Source organism: Rhizobium sp. RHZ01 (assembly GCF_014851595.1).
Taxonomy (GTDB): Bacteria; Pseudomonadota; Alphaproteobacteria; order Rhizobiales; family Rhizobiaceae; genus Rhizobium; species Rhizobium altiplani.
In genome coordinates this window covers 571,495-591,990 of sequence record NZ_JACUZZ010000001.1, presented here as the reverse complement: position 1 = coordinate 591,990, position 20,496 = coordinate 571,495, and the positions used below count along the sequence as shown (strand labels likewise).

Here is a 20,496-nt window from a genome sequence, read left to right as displayed (position 1 = left end):
GCTTGTTGTCCCACGGGCCAAGCCGACGCTAACCGCCGACGCCCAATCGTTTGGATTTTGGGGTCTTAGTTGGGGTGCCGCCTAGTAAAGCGGAATGGCGAAAAACTAGATCGAAATCATCGAAGATATAGAACAGGCTATGCGGCAGCGCCCAAGGTGCGCTTAGCACCTTGGGGTACACGATAGACAGCCTTCAAGCCGAACCGGAGGCCAGAGCTTCCTCGCTGGCTTTCACCACGGCATCCACTGTGATGCCGAACTTGTTGTAGACGTCGGCGATCTTTCCGGATGCACCGAAGCTATGCATACCCACGAACCGACCATTGAACCCGAGATATCGGTCCCAGCTATCCTGGACGGCAGCCTCTACAGCGACCCGCGCAGATCCCACGCCGAGTACCTTCCTCTTGTACTCGGGCGTCTGAGCCTCGAACAATAGTCGGCATGGCATCGAGACGACGGCGGCCCGAATACCTCCGGCCCGCAGCCGATCCCGAGCTTGAACCGCCAGATGGAGTTCCGAGCCGGTCGCCATGATAGTCAGCTGACGCTCGCCTCCTTCCGCTTCCAGCAGCACGTACCCGCCTTTGGCTGACAGGTTTTCGCTTCCAGGGTTCCTGCGCAGCAATGGCATTGGCTGCCGAGATAGTGCGATGAGAGCAGCTCTGCGGGGAACGTCGAGAATTGCTTCCCAGCATTCTGCCGTTTCAATCGGATCACCCGGGCGGTAAACAGCGAGCCCTGGGATTGCCCGAAGTGCGGACAGATGCTCGACTGGCTGATGAGTCGGCCCATCTTCGCCCAAGCCGATAGAATCGTGCGTCATCACAAAGATCGAGCGGATTTCCATCATGGCGGCAAGGCGAATGGCAGGTCGTGCGTAGTCAGAGAACGTCAGGAACGTGCCGCCGTACGGGATCAATCCCCCGTGAAGGGCGATGCCATTAATCGTGGCGGCCATACCATGCTCGCGGACGCCATAATGGATGTAGGAGCCCGCATACTGACCGGGGGCGATCTCGACCTGGGACTTGGCTTTCGTGTTGTTGGATGGCGTCAGATCGGCTGAACCTCCGATCAATTCCGGCAAGGCTTCAGCCAGATGATTAAGGACGGTGCCACTGGCTTGGCGAGTGGCCATATCCTTCTCGCTTGCCAGCAACTCACTTTTGGCCGCCTCGATCGCCTTGCGCCAGTCGCGCGGCAACTCACCTTTCATCCGGCGCGCGAATTCCGTGCGGATTTCATCGTTCGCAGTTTGGACGCGTACTGCCCACGCCATCCGCTGGTTTTGCCCCTTTGAGCCAATGGAGCGCCACGCCTCAAGCAGGTCACCTGGGATCTCGAACGGAGGCGACGACCAGTCCAGGAGCTTTCTTGCACCCGCAATCTCTTCCTCCCCCGGCGCATCACTGTGCGCTTTCTGGGTACCGGCCCTTGTCGGGAAGCCGAAACCGATGATCGTCTTGCAGGCGATCATCGAGGGTCGGTCGGTGACCTTCCGCGCCTCGATGATCGCTGCCCTGATAGCATCGGTATCGTGTCCGTCGATCTGCAGGACATGCCAGTTGGCCGAACGGAAACGCGCCTGATGGTCATCGGACTCGGCGAGACTGGTCGCGCCGTCGATGGAAATCGAGTTCTCATCCCAGAAATAGATGAGCTTCCCGAGTTTCAGGTGTCCTGCGAGCGCGATGGCTTCCTGGCTGATGCCCTCCATCAGGCAACCGTCGCCATGGAAGACGTAGGTGTAGTGGTTCGAAAGATCGTCGCCGAACTTTGCGTTCATGATCCGCTCGGCCAGGGCCATGCCGACCCCGTTGGCAAGCCCCTGCCCCAGTGGACCGGTCGTCGTTTCGATGCCTGTCGCGTGATGGTATTCTGGGTGTCCTGCTGTTCGCGAACCGATTTGGCGAAAATTCTTGATCTCATCGATGGTCATGTCCTCGTAGCCGGTCAGATACAGAAGGCTGTAGAGCAGCATCGAGCCATGACCGTTCGAGATCAGGAACCGGTCACGGTCGTACCAGTAAGGGTCCTTGCTATCGAACTTCATGAACTCAGAGAAAAGCACGGCCGCGATGTCTGCCATGCCCATTGGCATGCCGGGGTGACCGCTTTTGGCCCTCTGGACCGCGTCCATGGAAAGGAACCGAATGCAGTTGGCGAGCTTGCGGAGGTGGGGGTCTTTTGGCGCGGGAACAGATGCGGTCGTATCGGGCATGGGTATCTCCTAGTTCAGACCGAGTATCTCGCTTGGAGATAGGGCGAGGACGAAGAAGCGACAGAATGGTGACGCGTCAGCGACTATGGGTCACACATCAGAAGGTGTACTGGCTGTCCCCGGAATGTGAAAGCTGGAAGCTACGGGAACAGCCGCTCGGAAAAGCATTCTCAATTTACTTACGCATCTTCGCGGGCTTGCTGTTCACAACCAACGCGACGCCTCTCAGTTTGACCAAGCACCCGCCACAGGAGGCAAATATTTCACCGCGTCGGCTTGCGAACGCTAAGCATCACGCACATGCCGTTCCGGTAAGAATTGAATGCTTGGCAGGATGAGGTGGCGACGCACTGGTCCTGACAGGCAGCGAGACTGCCCCAGCGGCGCGTTACTCCGGCTTCCATTGATACCGTTCGGGATGGGCCTTAACCTTGGCTTCCGTAATGCTTCCATCTTTACGACCGGTGGGGTCGACATACATCGCCCTGGCGGCCATCAATGCGATGTAAAGTTCGGCTTCATCGGCGTCGAGGGTCGCCACAAACACGCGCTGTTCATCATCCGCCAGGGCAAGAAACCTCTCGTATTGATCAATCGCCTCGGGTTTGGCGCCGTCTCCAAAAGGCAGCCACTTGAGCCGAAGGCGTTGACGTAGGGTTGCCTCCTGCCGCTTCGTGCCTTCGCCATTGATGTGGTAGGTTTTGCCCTTTTCCAAAGTCATCTCGGTCAACCGAAGCTTCTTGGAGCTTTGTAGGGTAGAGCATTCAACGTTTATTCGATAGGGGCTTATCGAGAAGCGCGACAACTGGCCCGTCAGAGGCATCGTTTGCTGGCTGCCCCCCCGCTAGGGGACGCGGCGCGGTGCCTTCGCCCGTCGTCGACCGCATTGCCATATCGCCCAAGCATGTCACGAAGCCATTGGTTTTCGGCCATTAGCTCTTTTCTTCGCTCGTCAACGCCCGCCGAGCATTTCAACCGGTCTGCCTGCCTAGAATGAACTGGGCGCTTGTCATTGCAAGCAACTCCCGGGCCGACAGGCAAATTGATTCCCGTTCTACCTATTTCTTGACCAAGGACTTCATCACCATCGTCCACTCCCCTCGGTTCGGCTTGCACGACGGCGTTATGCTTCCGAGAGTCACTTTCAGAGAACCTAGCCTCGCTTCCGGCCATCAGGTCATCGAGTTCTTGTATCCAGAGGTAATATTTCTCCCGCAAAGGATGGTCGTCGGCCAACGAAGTCAGCTTTGTTTGCGCTAAGCGCTTTTTATCTCGATGCAATCGGGTATCGATTCTCACTGTCCATCAACCTCGCTATGGAGAAGCAGAACATACAGTGAACATTGGCGGCGGTAAAGCTTGAGTCTTGAGCGGATAGTTCAAAAGAATCCGACTCCCTGATTTTCTCTGCGGAAGTCGACGGCAACCCAAAGCTACGGCTAGGGCTGCTGCAGCGGGCGCTAAAGGGCTTTATCTTTCAGACGACAACAACAAGCTCGTGTCGGATGCTGGTCCGGCCACACCGAAATCACTTGGTCCGCTTGACTCCATACCCGCTATAACGCGCAAGCAGTTGCTTTAATTGCTCATTCTGCAATAGCAGTTTTTGAGCCAATTGAGATCTGAGCTCAGTTATTTCGCCATCCAGGTCTAACGCTACGGCCGAAAACGTGTCGGCGACCGACCCACCCTTGGATGTATTAGCCTTAGTAGCCACGGCGGTGCGAGACTTGGCGTTTTTTAGCCGCCTAAAGACCAACGGGAAGGGAGCGTCCCGTAAAAAGCTATCCGATGGCGGACATGTCGCACGCAGCCGTACTTTGCTACCCGTCCGTCGGCTGACGTCCATCTTTAGCTTCGGCGCGATTCCCCAATGGAAATCGCGCCTGCAATTCCGAAAATCATGCGGCCTTGGAAGACAGGCTGGACGTTCTATACGCGATGAGATCTTCGATCGTGATTAGGTGGAGACCGTGTCTTTCAGCAAACACTTCCAGCTCGGGTAGCCGAGCCATCGTTCCGTCGTCGTTTGCCACTTCGCAGATCACCCCCGATGGTGAAAGACCAGCAAGCCGGGCAAGATCTACCGCCGCTTCCGTGTGGCCCGGACGAGAGAGAACGCCGTTTGGATGGGCTCTCAGCGGGAAGATATGTCCTGGTCGTGCAAAATCCTCGGGACGAGAGCCGTCGGTGACGAGGGCCCGAACGGTCGCTGCGCGATCGGCAGCAGAAATCCCGGTTGTTGTTTCTGGGATATAGTCCACGGACACAGTGAACGCTGTTTTGAGCACTTCAGTATTGCGCGGAACCATCAGGGGAATATCGAGCTCGTCGAGCCTTTCGCCTTCCATCGCAACGCAGATGAGACCACGCGCGTTGTTCATCATGAACGCGATCGATTGAGGAGTGATTGCTTGGGAGGCAATCACGAGATCCCCTTCGTTTTCACGATCGCGGTCATCGACAACAACGACGATCTCGCCACGCGCAATCGCGGCGATCGCATCATCAATCTTGGAAATTGCCATTCTCTTCTGCCTTTCAAGGGTTGCCGCGGTGAGCGGCGAGCATGGCCTTTAACAGCCACAATTTTCCCTTGGGCGAACAAGCATACAAGTCGTCGTCAAACACGACGACTCCTGCGTTGCTCTCTTCCATCCGGACTATGACCGTCGGCTCCGGCATCTCACCGGATCTGCTGACCCTTCGCTTTCGCGAAGGCGCTCGCGGGCTCCGAGTTGCCTCGATACCGCCGGTGGGGAATTACACCCCGCCCTGAGAACATGCGTAACATAGACATTCACTGCATCAGTCCGCAAGAGCAACGTCGCGATAAACTGGCGAAAACTCCCTTCCCGCTATAAACGCACCGTTCCTCATTGTCGAACGGGACTAGGACATGATCAAGCCACCATCAACATTGATCGTCTGGCCGGTGATGTAGGTAGCATCGTCGCTGGCAAGGAAGGTGACGAGGCCAGCGACGTCCTCGCCCGACCCAGCACGCTTCATAGGGATGCCTTCGACCCATTCCTTCATCAGTTCTCCAGGGCCATAATTGCCAAGCAGCTTGCCCCAAGCCTGATCGTTGTAGGCCCACATATCTGTCTCGATGATGCCCGGGCAGAAGGCGTTCACGGTGATGTTTTCCTTTGCGACTTCCTTGGCGAGACTTTGAGTGATGCCAACAACGCCCATCTTTGAAGCAGCATAGTGTGGGGTGAAGATAAAGCCGTCGCGTGCCTGACCCGACGCCGTATTGATGATACGTCCACCGCGCCCATGCTTGCGCATCCGCATAATCGCTTCCTGGGCACACAGGAAGACACCCTTGGTGTTAACTGCCAGAACCTTGTCCCATTCGCCTTCGGTCATATCCTCGATACGGGCAATGGTAATGACACCCGCGTTCTGAATGGATACGTCGATCGTGCCAAATTCCTTTTCCGCTGCGTCATAGAGTGCCTTAACGCTGGCCTTATCTGTCACGTCTCCGACAAACGAGATAGCTTTGCCACCGTCCGCCTTGATCTGCTCAGCGACGGCATGGACCGAGTCTTCGTTGGCGGAAACCACGAGGTTGGCTCCTTCTCGCGCGAACCGCTTGGCAATTGCAGCACCAATACCGCGGCTTCCGCCGGTGATGACGACGGTTTTGTTTTCGAAGCGTCTCATAGTCTTTCCTTCTAATTGTCTGACGATGTTGAAGCTCAAAGAGGCAGCCGAAATTCCTCAGGCCGTCTTCAGGAGGCGGCCAGAATGATCTCGGCGAAATCTGCAGCCTTCAATGATGCGCCTCCGACCAAGGCTCCGTTCACGTTGGCGATCCTGAGGATATCGGCAGCATTTGAAGCCTTTACCGAACCCCCATAGAGGATTCTCACCTTGCGACCGTCCTCGCCAAGACGCTCTTCCAGCATGCGCCTGATGGAAGCATGGATCTCTTCGATCTGCTCCAAGGTCGGAATAAGGCCAGTTCCTATCGCCCAGACGGGCTCGTATGCGATTGCAATGTTGGAGCTTGAGGCACCCGCCGGAATTGACCCACGCAGCTGCCCATCGATGATCTCAACCGCCCTTCCCTCGTCGCGCTCACTGCGGGTCTCACCCACGCAAATGATTGCCGTCAGTCCGGCCTTGTGAGCCGTAGTCACCTTGCTGGAAACCGTAGTGTCGGTTTCATGATGTAAGACGCGACGTTCGGAGTGGCCGATAATGACGAAGCGAGCACCCACATCAGCAACCATTTCCGCTGAGACATCCCCAGTATACGCACCTGAAATATGCGCGTGGCAGTCCTGGGCGCCGATTGCAATGTTCGAACCATTGGATCGCACAGAAGCCTTTTCGATCAGCGTGAAGGGCGGGCAGACGACGATATCGCACGCCGCCGTGCCCGTTATTCCCTTCAGCGCCTCGATCTCAGCCAGGGAGGAAGCGAGACCGTTCATTTTCCAGTTGCCTGCTATAAGCTTTCTCATCGCATCACCAGCAGCAGAAGCCACCGTCGACGAGGAGATCGACGCCGGTGACGAAACTCGCGGCATTCGACAGCAGGAACACGGCTGGACCTACCATCTCATCGACCGTTGCCATGCGCTGCATCGGTGTCTGCTCCTCAAAGAGCTTTGTCTGATGAACCATCTCCGGGCGCGTGTTCATAGGCGTCGCAGTGTAGCCAGGCGAAATCGTGTTGACGCGAATCCCGCGCTCAACCCATTCCATCGCCAACGACTTCGACATATGAATCACGCCTGCTTTGGAGGCGTTGTAGTGTGCCTGGCTCAGTCCCCGGTTGACGATCACGCCAGACATGGACGCGATGTTGACAATGGCACCTCGCCCGTTCTTCAGCATCGCGCGAGCCTCGGCCTGGCAGGAAAGAAAGACGCCCTTGAGGTTGATGTCCATCAACGTCTGGTACTGGTCCTCCTCCATCTCTTCCGCGGGATTGGCGTTGGCTATACCAGCCGCATTGACAGCAAGTTCCAATGGGCCCAGTTCAGCCTCTGTCCGCGCAACAGCGTCGCCGAGAGATGATCTGCTGGTGACGTCGGCCGCGATTTGTAGTGAGCGCCGACCGGCAGCCTGAATGAACTTGGCTGTATTGGCTAGACCATCATCTGTGCGACGATCAAGCAACGCGACGTCTGCACCGCACTGCGCAAGACCAATAGCAATACGCTGGCCAATTCCGCTTCCTGCGCCGGTTACGAGGGCAACCTGGCCGCTGAGATCGAATAGCTTTGGGGCGTTCAGAGAGATGTCGGACATCGCTCTTCCTTTCTATAAGTGCATTGTTTCGTCTATTTAGATTGTCGCTAGCTCCATGACGGAGACATCGTTTGCCTCGTCACGGTTGAGAATTCCTGCCTGCTTGCCCTGCGCGAGGACCAAGATGCGGTTCGATACACCGAGAACTTCCTCGAGGTCGGAGCTAACGACGATGACCGCGACACCCTGTTTGGCGAGATTTGCAATGATGTCGTAGATACCCGCGCGGGCGCCGACATCGATGCCCCGGGTGGGTTCGTCGAGGACAACGACCTTCGGATCGCGCATCAACCATTTTGCGATGACGACTTTCTGCTGATTGCCGCCCGACAGGTCGGAGGCATACTGCTCCGCACGACCTTTTACGCCAAACTTGGCGACGGCCTTTTCCGCGAACGAACGCTTGGCGCTTGGCGTGATCCAACCACCACCCAGCTTGTCCAGATTGGCGTAAATTATGTTCTCGCCGATCTTGTGCCCGACGACCAACCCTTGATCTTTGCGATCCTCGGGAACCATGACAATACCCTTGGCAATCGCGTCAGCGGGGTCGCGCAGTTTAAGTTCCTTGCCTTCGAGCTTGATCGAGCCAGCGCTGATTGGATCCGCCCCAGATATGGCGCGAACCAGTTCTGTACGACCGGCTCCAACCAATCCTGCAATTCCGAGGATCTCGCCCGCCTTGACATCAAAGGTCACCTCGCGGAACGAATTTTCAGGCGAACTCAGTCCCGAGACCTGCAGGACCGGCCGGTCGGTCGGTACTGGGAGCGTCGGAAACATCCGTTCCAGCGAACGACCGACCATGCTTTCGACGATGGTGCGGACGGGCGTTGAGCTGTCAGCGAATTCCTGCACGCGCTCGCCGTCACGCAGCACGACGATCCGGTCGGTAATCTTCTTGATCTCCTCCATGCGGTGAGAGATGTAGATGATGCCGACGCCCTCCGAGCGAAGCTTTCGGACCTGCTCGAATAGTGCCTCGGTCTCGGCACCGCCAAGAGCAGCCGTCGGCTCGTCGAGGATCAGCAGCTTGGCATTGAGAGCAAGTGCCTTGGCGATTTCGATGAGCTGTTGATTTGCAGTGGAAAGTCCTTCGACCTTCCGTGTCGCCGGAATGTGCAGGTTGAGGCGGGCGAGCTGTTCTTGGGCGCGGCGAACCATCTGTGCACGATCGACAACACCGTTCTTCATCGGCCAACGGCCAATGAAGACGTTTTCTGCAATGGAGAGCTGTGGCAGGAGTTGCAGTTCCTGATGGATCAGGACAACACCCTTGTCGATTGCCTCTCTTGGGGTAGCTGGGGCATAGGGCTGCCCCAGCCAAGTCATCGATCCTTCGGATGGCGTGCGCGACCCGGCAATGATGCCTGAGAGCGTCGACTTTCCCGCTCCGTTCTCGCCGAGAAGTGCGACCACTTCGCCGGGATAGACATCCAGGCTGACATTCTTCAGGACCTGGAGCGGTCCGTACCGCTTGGAAATGCCTCTCAGGGAAAGAACCGGATCAGTCATGGCACACCTCCTCAAGATCTCAACGCTGTTACGGGTGGTTGGCGATGAAGCCTGCGACGTTTTCCTTGGTCGTCAGCGTGGCATCGAGGAGCTGTACTGGTGGCACCTTTTCTCCAGCAACAAGCTTTGCGGCGTTTTCGACAGCGTCGCGGCCCATCTTCTGTGTCTGCTGTGTGGCAGTTACGTCGAAGACGCCCTTGCTCAACGCTTCAAGGGCAGCAGTATCGCCATCGAAGCCGCCGACCACGATCTTCTGGGAAGGGTTGGCGACCTTGATCGCCTGAGCAGCACCGAGCGCAAGTGCGTCAGCTTGCGCGAAGACGATTGATACGTCAGGATTTGCCTGAAGCATGTTCTGCATGATCTGGAAGCCTTCGTCCTGGCTCCAGATGTTCGAGTATTGCTCGGCAACGACCTTGACATCCGGATTTGCCTTCAGGGATTCAGCGCAACCCTTGGAACGGTCGACTTCCGGCGTCGTGCCCTTCTGGCCGTGGATGATAACCATCTTACCCTTGCCGCCAGCCTGCTTGAGAATGTAGTCGCAGACGTTCTTCGCGGATGCGACCGAATCCGTTGCCAAGAAGGTGTCGCCGGGCGCACCGTCGGCGTTTCGGTCGACGTTGACGACAGGAATGCCCGCACTCTTGGCCAGTTTGACTGGAACGGTTGCAGCGGCAGCGCCTGCCGGAATGTAGATCAATGCGTCGATGTTCTGGGTCAGAAGGTCCTGGATCTGGTTGACCTGTGTTGGGCCGTCTCCCTTCGCATCGACTGTTACGACTTCGATGCCACGCTTTTTGGCCTCAGCCTCTACCGATTGCTTAATCTGGTTGAAAAAATTTGCCTGCAGGTTGGCGACGGCCAAGCCTACTTTCTTTAGTTCAGCCGCATGAACGGGGCTGAGCGCGAGACCGAGCAAGGCAGCAGACGCGAGCATGGTACGTGCAATTTTCATAGTAGTTCCTCCGTTGTTGAATAGAACCCTCGGGTAACACCTCCCCCTTGGGGTATTGATCCGCCCCACGTGTGGGGCGGAATTCCTGAGGCCGCCGATCTGCGGCAGCTGTCGTCAGGCGCGACGCCGACGAATGGTCTCTGCGCCGACTGCAAGGACGATGACGATGCCGATGATCACCTGCTGCAGAAACGGCGAAACGTTGAGAAGATTGAGGCCGTTGCGAAGAACCCCGATGATAAGGACGCCGATGAGCGTGCCACCGATGCCTCCAGCGCCTCCGGAGAGTGAGGTCCCGCCAATTACGACCGCTGCAATGGTATCCAGCTCATAGCCGAAACCACTGGAGGGCTGCACCGAGTCCAGGCGTGCCGCAAGTACGATACCTGCGAGACCAGCGAGGACCGCGCTTACGACGTAGACGCCAATCGTCACGAGCTTGACGTTGATACCAGCGAGACGTGCCACTTCCGGGTTTCCGCCGACCGCGTAGAGCATTCGGCCTTCCGAACGGAAGTGCAGAAAGAGCCAGGCCACCAGCACGACGGCAAGCATCAGGAATACGGTCGCCGTGAGAATTCCAAAGTGCCGGTCGATCGCCAGCATCATGAACCAGTCGGGAAAACCAACGATTTGCTGGCCATCCGTAATCATGTTCGCCACGCCGCGTGCAGCGGACATCATGGCCAGAGTGGCAATGAATGCAGGTACTCTGAACTGTGTCACAAGTAGTCCGACAATCAGCCCTGAGACAGCTGATGCAATCAGGCCAAATACGATCCCTATTGGGAGCGGCAAACCAGCGACGTTGGCCGTCCAGCCCATCACCATCATCGCAAGGGCGAGTACTGAGCCTACGGAAAGATCGATGCCACCAATCAGGATGACGAAGGTCATCCCGACAGCCATGATGCCGAGGACGGTGATCTGATCGAGAATATTGAGACCGTTCCGAACGGAAAGAAACGCGTCGGTGCTCAAGCTCAAAAAGATGCAGAGCGCCAGCAGGCCTACAAGCGGACCGGTAGCTCCCTTGAGCTTGCTTAGCCAGTTCCCGGACGGAAGTCGCTGTTCATGGATATCGAGCGCCACCATCGTTCCTCCCTGAATCTAGGTTGGTAGCCAATAATTGTTCAAGTGCGCATAAATATTCACACCTGCTGGAAAATTCATTAACAAGTTGGTTAAACGGTGTCAACCTGTTTTGTATACACTCTTGTTTGCAAGCTAGTGCTCGAAGGGCTTGACTAAATCGGCTATTGTGCAAAAATATTGACATGTGAATATTTATGCACGAGAGGAACCCATGGATATCCAAGAGCTCGAGCGGAAAGCTCGCGAGATAAGATTGCGTGATCTTCAGGCGGTCGTTGAAGCTGGCGCCGGTCACATCGGCGGCGAGATGTCGGTCATCGACATTCTGACGGCCCTTTATTTCCGCGTGCTGAAGATCTGGCCCGACCAGCCAAAGCATCCGGACCGCGACAGGTTCGTCCTTTCCAAGGGTCATACGGCGTGCGCTCTGTACGTGACCCTGGCAAAGCGGGGATTTATCCCGGAAGATGAAATTTCGACGTTTCTGAAGCCGCACTCCAGACTGAACGGTCATCCGAACTGCAATAAGGTTCCGGGAGTCGAGACGAATACTGGTCCCCTCGGCCACGGCTTGCCAGTTTCAGTCGGCATGGCGAAAGCCGCCAAGCTCTCGGGCGCGAAGTATCACACCTATGTCGTCACCGGCGATGGCGAGATGCAGGAGGGCTCCAACTGGGAAGCGATAATGGCCGCCGCCCAGTTCAAGCTGGACAACCTCACGCTCGTTGTCGACCACAATAGGTTCCAGCAGGGCGCGGCCCTGGCAGATACGAACGACCTTGCACCCCTTCGCCCGAAGCTCGAAGCTTTCGGCTGGGAGGTCACGGAAATCAACGGAAACGCTATGAGCGAGGTCGTCTCAGCGCTCGAACATCGCAGTACACGGCCGCATTGCATCGTTGCCCACACCAACAAAGGTCATGGAATTTCGTTCATGCAGGACAAAGTCGACTGGCATCACAAAGTTCCGAACAAGGAACAGTACGAAATTGCTTTGGCAGAACTATCGGAGGCAGTGTGATGAACGCACCAGTAGCCACACCAAAGCTCTATGATTGCCGCGACGCGTTCGCAGCGACCCTCGAGCGTCTGGCAACAGAGAATGAAACTATTGTCGCGGTTTGCAACGATTCCGTGGGTTCTTCGAAGCTCGGGGGCTTCAAGTCGAAGTTTCCGGACCGTCTGGTCAACGTCGGTATCGCGGAGCAGAACATGGTCGGCGTTGGAGCTGGCCTGGCGAACGGCGGCCGCCTTCCCTACGTTTGCGGCGCATCGCCCTTTCTCACCGGACGGTCGCTCGAGCAAATCAAGGCTGACATCTCCTACTCGAATGCTAACGTGAAGCTCGTTGGCATTTCCTCCGGCATGGCTTACGGCGAGCTCGGCCCGACTCATCATTCTATCGAGGACTTCGCTTGGACCCGCGTCCTGCCCAATCTTCCGGTGATCGCGCCCTGCGACAGGATTGAGACCGCCGCGGCGGTGGAATGGGCAGCGACCTATGCGGGACCGTGCTTCCTGCGGCTGTCGCGCGTTGGCGTTCCGGATCTCCTGCCAGAGGGTCATAAGTTCGAATTGGGCAAGGCAAATCTGCTGCGTGAAGGTTCGGATGTCACGCTCATCGCAAATGGTACCCTGACCCATCGCATCGTGAAAGCCGCAGAAATTCTTTCTGAGCGCGGCGTCAGCGCCCGGGTGCTCAATCTTGCCACGGTTCGTCCAATCGACGAGGAAGCGATCATCAAAGCGGCCAACGATACCGGCGCCATTGTAACGGCCGAAGAACATTCCATCTTCGGCGGACTCGGTTCGGCCGTCGCCGAAGTGGTGGTCGACAACGCTCCGGTTCCAATGAAGCGTCTTGGCGTACCTGGGATCTACGCGCCGACCGGGTCGGCTGAGTTCCTGCTCGATGAGTTTGGTATGGCCCCAACCGCGATCGCCGACGCCGCCCAAGCCTTGATCAAGCGCAAGTAGCCTGGACGTAAACTGCCAAACCGGGGCGCGGGTGCTTGCTGCCCCGGTTCATCTAATTCGGAGGGAATCATGCGGGCTATTCTTGCGATCGACCAGGGAACAACCAATTCCAAGGCGGTTCTCGTTAGTGAAGAGGGAGAAGTGGTCGCGAGAGGCTCGGCCCCGGTCGGAATCTCTTATCCTAAGCCTGGCTGGGTGGAGCAGGACCCTCGTCGCCTCTACGCATCCGTCTGTGAGGCAATCGAAGCCTGCCTGAAAGCGGTCCCTGACATCACGGTCGAGGCGGTCGCCATTTCCAATCAAAGGGAGTCAGTTACCGCGTGGGATGCAGAAACGGGTGATCCGCTTGGTCCGGTCGTTAGCTGGCAGTGCCGACGCACTGCCCCAGACTGTGAGCGTCTGGTCGCCCAAGGATGTCTTGATCGTGTGCAAGCGCTCACCGGTCTTCCGCTTGATCCAATGTTTCCGGGTTCGAAGTTTCGGTGGCTCCTCGACCGCGTGCCGACCGCTCGCAGAGTCCGGTTGGGAACTATCGACAGCTGGCTCATACATAGCCTGACCAATGGGGACCGGCACGTCTGTGACGCCTCGAATGCGGCGAGAAGTCAGTTGTTCGATCTGACGCAGCAGAAATGGAGCGAGGAACTCGGTGAGATCTTTGGCGTCGATACATCGCTCTTGCCCGAGGTTCTGGATAGCTCGGCAGATTTTGGAACGACCAAGGGGCTTCCTGGGATACCAGATGGCACTCCCATCAGGTCCGCAATCGGTGACAGTCATGCAGCGCTATTCGGTCACGGAGCGTTCAAGCCTGGAGACGGCAAGATAACGTTTGGAACGGGCTCGTCGGTAATGACGACCCTTCCGCGCTTCATTGCGCCCCAGAACGGTGTCACGACAACCGTCGCATGGCGAATTAACGGAACACCCACGTTCGCTTTCGAGGGCAATATCCTCGTTTCAGCCGCCAGCCTACCTTGGATGGCTGGCATTCTTGGCCTGCCGGACGTGGCAGCGCTCGTCGATCTGGCGGAGACCGCAGAGCCGGGCGGACCTGGCTTCGTGCCAGCTTTTGTTGGATTAGGTGCACCTTACTGGAACTCTGATGCCCGAGCTCTATTCTCGCAGATCAACTTCAGCACGACGCGTGCGCAAATGGCACGTGCGGTGACAGACTCGATCGCTTTCCAAGTCAACGACGTGATCACGGCGATGCGGACACAGAGTGGCGGAGAGCTTGGCGCCCTCTATGTGGACGGTGGTCCCAGCCAGAATCGATTCCTGATGCAATGCGTCTCGAACCTCGTCGAACATACAGTCATTCAATGCGAAGCCCCGGAAGCATCGGCACTTGGCGCCGCCTATTTGGCGGGCTTATCCTTGGGGCTATGGCGTGATCTCACTGTCATCGAGAGACTTCCCAGAACCACACAATTCATCACGCCGATGACGGTCGATCGAAAAGACCTTCTCAATACCTGGAATGATGCGCTTCACCGCTCGACTGGCCGTCAAACACCGGCTACATGTGAATAAAAATTCACATCGGATCAGCAATGTCTCGCCTAAACGAACTACGGCTTATTTCGCGAGTTGCCCAGATGTACCACATCGAGGGACGGCGGCAGGCGGACATCGCAGAGCACCTCCGCCTGTCACAGGCCACAGTGTCCCGTATGCTGAAACGGGCAGAAGCGGAAGATATAGTAAGAACAAGCGTCATACCGCCCATTGGCACCTACAGCGAACTCGAGCAGGCCTTGAGAGAAAAGTACAGCCTGCCTGAAGCAGTTGTCGTTGAGTGCTCAGAAGACAGAGACGGCGCTATCATGGCACGTATCGGTGAAGCCGCAGCTCATCTTCTCGAAGTAACGCTTGCGCCAGGAGAGATCATCGGGGTTTCGAGCTGGAGCCAGACCATCTTTAAGATGGTGGAGAACATTCATCCCCAAAAGAGTGCACAGGCAAAATACGTCGTCCAAACCCTCGGTGGCATGGGAGATCCCTCCGTACAAACGCATGCGACGCAGCTGACGACGCGTCTTGCTCGTTTGACCGGCGCCGAACCAAAGCTGTTACCCGTACAAGGGGTGACATCGTCTCGGGAGGCAAAGCTGCTTATGCAAGCCGATCCGTTCGTCAGGGAGACAATCGACCTTTTCGGTAGCATAACGCTCGCGATTGTAGGCATCGGCGCTGTCGAGCCATCCGAGCTTCTCGCGCGATCTGGCAACATCTTTTCTTCGCGGGAACTCGCCGATCTAGCTGAAGCTGGGGCAGTTGGCGACATATCCCTTCGGTTTTTTGACAAAGAAGGAAAGGCTGTGAAAACGCCGCTGGATGAACGGGTGATGGGATTGCCACTTGAGGACCTACACCGCGTAGATCGCGTTATAGCCTTGGCGGGCGGATCGAAGAAGACCGCGGCAATATCTGGTGCCCTTCGAATTGGGGTCATCGACACTTTGATCACAGACAAGTTCACAGCTCAGAGACTGGTTGATTAGGCGCTTGGCAACATCCGTGGCCAGAACGTTCACGGCTATCCTCGACCTCGGCGTCATTCGCCGCGCATCCAGTTCTCTGATCCCGAGCTCGAGTTGAACAGTTGAACTCGCCCTAATGCGCGTTACCGGCTGACCACATTGGTTAAGACTTCTGTATAACCCTAGGGTCGGAATAGATTTTTGTACTGTGAAGGTTGCGACCGTAGATATTGCGGAGGCGCGGATACCTGACCTCCCAGCGCTGCGGCTGCATGCCAAGGCCAACGAGGGTCGTAGAGTGCGGCCCGTGCAATTGCGACCAGATCCGCGTCACCGGTGGCTACGATCGCCTCAGCTTGTACAGGCTCAGTTATCAAACCAACCGCCACGACCGGGATCTTGATTTCATTCTTGATGGCCCGCGCAAGTGGGACCTGGTAGTTAGGCCCGACTGGAATTGATTGCTTGGCATCCAGCCCGCCGCTCGATACGTGGATCGCGTCGCATCCCCTCGCCTCAAGCTCCTTTGCAAAGACGGTCACCTCCGCCAGTTCCAGACCTCCCTCGACCCAGTCCGTCGCTGAAACCCTCATTGTCACGGGTTTGTCCGCCGGGAATGCGCTCCTAACGGCATCGAAGACTTCCAGAGGAAAGCGCATTCGATTTTCGAGCGGGCCGCCATAGTCGTCAGTTCGCTTATTGGACAGTGGTGAAAGGAATTGATGCAGAAGATAGCCATGCGCACCGTGGATCTGGACAGCGTCGATGCCGATATTGGCGGCACGTTTTGCCGACGCGACGAATGCGTCACGAACGCGCTTTAATCCCCCCTGATCGAGAGCTGTAGGGGGCACGTACTCAGGAAGGAATGCCACACCAGAAGGCGCTTCAGTTTGCCAACCATCATCGTGGCCTGGCGGGATCTGCTTGCCTCCCAGCCATGGGATATCTGTCGACGCCTTGCGACCGGCGTGGGCAAGCTGAATAGCAATCGGCACATCCGAATATCGGCGCACTCCATCCAGCGTCCGAGCTAGGGCAGCTTCGGTTGCGTCATCGTAGAGACCGACATCCGCGAATGTGATCCGTCCCTCTGGCACTACAGCGGTAGCCTCTATGGTCAGCAAACCCGCGCCGGAGAGCGCAAGCTGCCCCAAGTGGATAAGGTGCCAGTCAGTGGTGCATCCATTCTCCGCTGAGTATTGACACATGGGCGCGATGACGATGCGGTTCGCAAGCTCCAGCCCGGCAACCCGGAAAGGGGAAAACAGAACAGGGTTTGGCATTGGGTCTCCTTGATCAGGGAAATTCCATTTCAAGAGGTCTACTTTCAACGGCTCCCGTTGAGCGGGCTTTTCAATAACATATTGTCTTTGAGTTGCCACTTCCCGGCCGCAGAAATGGCACTCCAGTTTTGACGCTAGCGCTTGGCTCATGGCATTCATATACTCGCCGCTCCGACGCTATCCCTGCGATCGGTCTGCCTCTCTTCGTTAGCTCACTGCTTGCTACTCATTTCTTGATGATCCACACACTGCGGACCTTCCACGATGAGCTTCTGCTGAAGAGGCCACCGTCGACTGCCTCTCGCTTGACGAAATTTCTCAGCATCACTACAAGTTCTAAGGGTATCGCCAACTTGAGATACAGCTATTTCTCTATCCTGGAGGCCCCGTGCGCCGAGTGACTTCTCAACAAGATCAAACCCGAAATTTTGAGAAGTTGATGGATCATGCGCACATTAAATTTGGGCATCCTAGCTCATGTGGATGCAGGCAAAACTAGCCTTACGGAACGCCTCCTTTTCGATACAGGTGCAATCGCCAAACTCGGCAGTGTCGATGGCGGCAACACCCAAACAGACAGCCTCGCCATAGAACGACAACGCGGGATAACCATCGCTGCGGCTGTAGTGTCGTTCCGGATCAACGATCTGGACGTCAATTTGATCGACACTCCCGGTCACCCAGATTTCATCGCCGAAGTCGAGCGAATATTTAGGTTGCTCGATGCGGCCATTGTGGTCGTATCGGCCGTCGAAGGCGTACAAGCTCAGACGCGAGTGCTGGTACGCGCCCTGCAACGACTTGGCATTCCGTTCCTCGTCTTTGTTAACAAGATCGACCGGATGGGAGCGCGTTACCTCGACGTCGTTGCAGACATCGCCAAGCAATTGGCGGTGCGGCCGATAGCGATGATGGAAGCGATGGATATCGGAAGCCGCATTGCGGCTGCTAAATCAATCGATGTCAGCCACGATCCGGGTTTGTCGGCCCTTTGCGAGATGCTCACTGTCAATGACGACTGCCTGCTTCGTGACTTCGTTGCTGCTCCGGAGCGGTTGACGCCAGCGCGGCTTACCAAAGCCCTGGCAGATCAGGTCGCCAATGGCCTGATCCATCCGGTGTACTGCGGGGTCGCAATGACCGGCACCGGTGTGTCGGAACTCCTCTCAGCAATCGAGACACTTTTGCCCAGCAGAACCCCTTCTCCTGACGGCCCGGTAAAGGGAAGCATCTTCAAAATCGAGCGCGGTTGGGGCGGAGAGAAGTTCGCCTACCTTAACCTGACTTCAGGCACGGTAGCCGCGCGTGGACATCTTCAACTGCCAACTGGCAACGCTAAGGTAACGAGCATCCAGGTTTTTGGCGAAGGAAACCTGCATAGACACGAATGTGCACGCGCCGGTCAAATCGCCAAGATTGGGGGACTAACCGACGCGCAGATCGGGGATGAAGTTGGAACAGACGGTCGCTCTTATCTCGAAGGGCAATTCGCACCACCGACACTGGAGACCCAGGTCTCACCGCAACGACCGTCGGAAAGCCGCGCTTTATGGGCTGCCCTGCAACACCTGTCGGAACAGGATCCACTGATCAACCTGCACACAAATGAAGATGCGAGCGAAATGTATCTGTCTCTTTATGGCGAGGTTCAGAAGGAAGTCATTCAGTCAACGTTACTTGTAGACTACGGAGTTGACGCGGTGTTTCAGGAAAGTACGGTCATCCTTGTCGAGCGGCCGATTGGGACAGGACGCGGACTTGAAGTCATCTTCAAGGAGCCCAACCCCTTTCTTGCAACGATTGGCCTACGGGTCGAGCCACGCCCGGAAGGGACAGGCAATAGTTTCGCGATGGAAGTGGATGTGGGACAAATGCCCGCTGGGTTTTACCGAGCCATCGAGGAGACGGTATCCGAGACCCTAAAGGCTGGCATCCATGGGTGGCAGGTAATCGACTGTCATGTCGCGCTCACTTCGGTCCGACATCACTCGCCGTCTAGCACTGCGGCTGATTTCCGAGGGCTTACACCACTCGTTTTGGCGGCAGCTCTTACTTCCGCGCAAACGATCATCTGCGAGCCCATAGAGCGTTTTCGGCTTGAGGTCCCCGTAACCGCATTACCCAACGTGCAGGTCGCACTCGCAAAATCAGGAGCATCGACCGAGGAAGCGCTGATTGAAGGTGGTATCGCCCAATTGCGAGGCATGGTTACCTCCGCTCAGGTCCAGGCTTTGCGACGGGTCCTGCCCGGATTATCCGGCGGTGCCGGGGTTTTGGAAAACGCGTTCGATCATCACAGCCCCATTGCGGTCCGGCCTCGTGCTCGCGCTCGCACGGGCGCAAACCCCTTTGATCGCATCAACTATCTTCGGGCGATCCATTGAGACACTCGCGGGAGCGGACAGTTCTGCTATCAGAGTACTGGAAACAGCCAACTGGTGACGACCAATATGGTCCACCTTGCCAGGGTAAGGGGTAGCGATCCCCACACAGCGAAGCAGGACCAAAAACTTGGACGCGCTATTTGCCAAATGCGTGTGGTGAAAATCGGGAGCGGTATAACCATATTACATGCTCAAAGCTGCCCTGCGCTCGCGCGCAGGGGTATTGGTTTGTGATGACGCCGCACGGCGGCCCTTGTGGCCTGAGTTTCGCCAATCTTCTGAGGCTCCAATTTGGATCCCTCTTGCATCTATGGCAATGTGATCCAAGGGGCTGAACGCATCGTCAAGATCAGCCGCCGAGTACAAATCGAGAAAATGCCAGAGAGTTTCGAGCATCCTCGTCCATTTTCGTTTCGTCTGCGCCGTCGGTGAGGTCGCGCCAGACCCTGATATCAGATCCGATCGTTCCACCGGTCTTTACGAACGGCTCCATGACCACAGCGCCGGTATAGTTGATCTCGCGAAGTGCCAGGCCGACCTCGTGCCAAGGAATTCTTCCTTTACCGGGCACTCGACGGTTGCTTTCACCCGTATGGAAATGTCCGAGCAGCGGGCCGGCGGTGCGGATCGCCTCGCCGAAGCTGTCCTCCTCGATGTTCATGTGGAAGGTATCGAGCATCACTTTAACATTCGGCTTCCCGACATCCTTCACGAATGCGACACCCTCTGTGGCGGTGTTGAGAACGTGGTTCTCGAAGCGGTTCAGGACTTCGATGCAAAGGTTAATTCCCAAGTTGGCGGCGAAATCCGCAATGCCGTGAATACCCTCGACTCCGCGAGCCCGGTCGCCCTCCTTGTCGACTGGCTTCGAGTAGTCCACCGGCCAATAGGAATGCAGCGCGCCGCCGATCGTCTTGATGTCAAGCTTTGCGACGTTTGTAAGCGTTTGCTCGAAGAATGCTTTTCCCGCCTGGCGCACCGCAATGTCCGGTGATGAAAGGTTCTTGGATTTCGAAGGACCGATCCCGGCCGTGAGGACGATGTCATTGTCCGTGGCGGTCCGTCTGATTTCTGCCAGTTCGGCGTCGCTGTATTCATTGATATGGTGTGCAGCTACCTCGATGACGTCGAAGCCGAGTTTGGCTACCTTCTCGACGTAGGGGCCGAATTTTGCGCTCCACTCGTGTTCCCAGTAAGAGTAGTAAATTCCGTGTTTCATAGGAGTCTCCAATGTAGTAGATCCCGCCGAATGTCCCTGGCGGGGTTGGCAGTGGCGGACCGCAGCTACCTCCGGTCG

16 protein-coding genes and 1 riboswitch are annotated in these 20,496 nt (G+C 56.8%); of the genes, 5 read left to right on the top strand and 11 right to left on the bottom strand.

Translation table 11 applies throughout. The features are described from left to right. Positions 1 to 193: 193 nt before the first annotated feature. From tkt to IB248_RS02670, 9 genes are all read right to left on the bottom strand, one after another. Entirely contained in the window at positions 194 to 2,224 is a 2,031-nt protein-coding gene (gene tkt, locus IB248_RS02710; RefSeq protein WP_192240234.1) for a transketolase, read from the bottom strand. Between the two features lie 388 nt (positions 2,225 to 2,612). Then, positions 2,613 to 2,954 carry a hypothetical protein gene (locus IB248_RS02705; protein WP_169684281.1) on the bottom strand — a complete coding sequence of 114 codons (342 nt, stop codon included), beginning with the start codon at positions 2,952 to 2,954 and terminating at the stop codon, positions 2,613 to 2,615. Positions 2,955 to 4,125: 1,171 nt separating this feature from the next. Further along, entirely contained in the window at positions 4,126 to 4,752 is a 627-nt protein-coding gene (ribB, locus tag IB248_RS02700; RefSeq protein ID WP_169684282.1) for a 3,4-dihydroxy-2-butanone-4-phosphate synthase, read from the bottom strand. Positions 4,753 to 4,866: 114 nt separating this feature from the next. Continuing rightward, positions 4,867 to 5,011, bottom strand: a riboswitch (FMN riboswitch). A 105-nt stretch (positions 5,012 to 5,116) separates the two neighbouring features. Further along, a complete protein-coding gene (locus IB248_RS02695) occupies positions 5,117 to 5,899 on the bottom strand; it encodes a glucose 1-dehydrogenase (RefSeq protein WP_192240233.1) in 783 nt (260 codons plus the stop codon). A 68-nt stretch (positions 5,900 to 5,967) separates the two neighbouring features. Then, on the bottom strand, positions 5,968 to 6,705 hold the full coding sequence (gene tpiA / locus IB248_RS02690; protein WP_192240232.1) for a triose-phosphate isomerase: 738 nt from the start codon (positions 6,703 to 6,705) through the stop codon (positions 5,968 to 5,970). Positions 6,706 to 6,709: 4 nt separating this feature from the next. Beyond that, positions 6,710 to 7,498, bottom strand: a complete 789-nt coding sequence (locus IB248_RS02685; protein ID WP_169684288.1) for an SDR family oxidoreductase — start codon at positions 7,496 to 7,498, stop codon at positions 6,710 to 6,712. A 36-nt stretch (positions 7,499 to 7,534) separates the two neighbouring features. Continuing rightward, on the bottom strand, positions 7,535 to 9,013 hold the full coding sequence (locus IB248_RS02680) for a sugar ABC transporter ATP-binding protein (protein ID WP_169684290.1): 1,479 nt from the start codon (positions 9,011 to 9,013) through the stop codon (positions 7,535 to 7,537). Between the two features lie 28 nt (positions 9,014 to 9,041). After that, positions 9,042 to 9,971 (bottom strand): sugar ABC transporter substrate-binding protein, encoded by a 930-nt coding sequence (locus tag IB248_RS02675; RefSeq protein WP_169684291.1) that lies wholly within the window; start codon positions 9,969 to 9,971, stop codon positions 9,042 to 9,044. Positions 9,972 to 10,085: 114 nt separating this feature from the next. After that, complete coding sequence (locus IB248_RS02670) at positions 10,086 to 11,066, bottom strand: ABC transporter permease (RefSeq protein WP_169684293.1); 981 nt, start codon at positions 11,064 to 11,066, stop codon at positions 10,086 to 10,088. Between the two features lie 211 nt (positions 11,067 to 11,277). On the opposite strand from IB248_RS02670, the gene IB248_RS02665 reads away from it, so the two are divergent. The 4 genes from IB248_RS02665 (at position 11,278) to IB248_RS02650 (ending at position 15,550) form a co-directional block, all read left to right on the top strand. Continuing rightward, a complete protein-coding gene (locus IB248_RS02665; protein WP_169684295.1) occupies positions 11,278 to 12,087 on the top strand; it encodes a transketolase in 810 nt (269 codons plus the stop codon). Next, positions 12,087 to 13,043, top strand: a complete 957-nt coding sequence (locus IB248_RS02660; RefSeq protein WP_192240231.1) for a transketolase family protein — start codon at positions 12,087 to 12,089, stop codon at positions 13,041 to 13,043. The genes IB248_RS02665 and IB248_RS02660 overlap by 1 nt, the downstream gene beginning before the upstream one ends. Positions 13,044 to 13,112: 69 nt before the next feature. Further along, positions 13,113 to 14,579, top strand: a complete 1,467-nt coding sequence (locus IB248_RS02655) for an FGGY-family carbohydrate kinase (RefSeq protein WP_192240230.1) — start codon at positions 13,113 to 13,115, stop codon at positions 14,577 to 14,579. Positions 14,580 to 14,599: 20 nt separating this feature from the next. After that, positions 14,600 to 15,550: a sugar-binding transcriptional regulator gene (locus IB248_RS02650; protein ID WP_169684300.1), complete on the top strand. Its 951-nt coding sequence runs from the start codon at positions 14,600 to 14,602 to the stop codon at positions 15,548 to 15,550. A gap of 161 nt (positions 15,551 to 15,711) precedes the next feature. Here IB248_RS02650 and IB248_RS02645 read toward each other — a convergent pair whose 3' ends face one another. Continuing rightward, a complete protein-coding gene (locus tag IB248_RS02645; protein ID WP_192240263.1) occupies positions 15,712 to 16,815 on the bottom strand; it encodes an NADH:flavin oxidoreductase/NADH oxidase in 1,104 nt (367 codons plus the stop codon). 446 nt (positions 16,816 to 17,261) lie between these two features. Between IB248_RS02645 and IB248_RS02640 the strand changes: the two genes are divergently transcribed. Then, positions 17,262 to 19,199, top strand: a complete 1,938-nt coding sequence (locus IB248_RS02640) for a TetM/TetW/TetO/TetS family tetracycline resistance ribosomal protection protein (protein WP_192240229.1) — start codon at positions 17,262 to 17,264, stop codon at positions 19,197 to 19,199. 349 nt (positions 19,200 to 19,548) lie between these two features. On the opposite strand, the gene IB248_RS02635 is transcribed toward IB248_RS02640, so the two are convergent. Next, the gene (locus IB248_RS02635) at positions 19,549 to 20,418 is read right to left on the bottom strand and encodes a sugar phosphate isomerase/epimerase family protein (RefSeq protein WP_192240228.1); all 870 of its coding nucleotides are present in this window, start codon (positions 20,416 to 20,418) and stop codon (positions 19,549 to 19,551) included. Positions 20,419 to 20,496 lie beyond the last annotated feature (78 nt).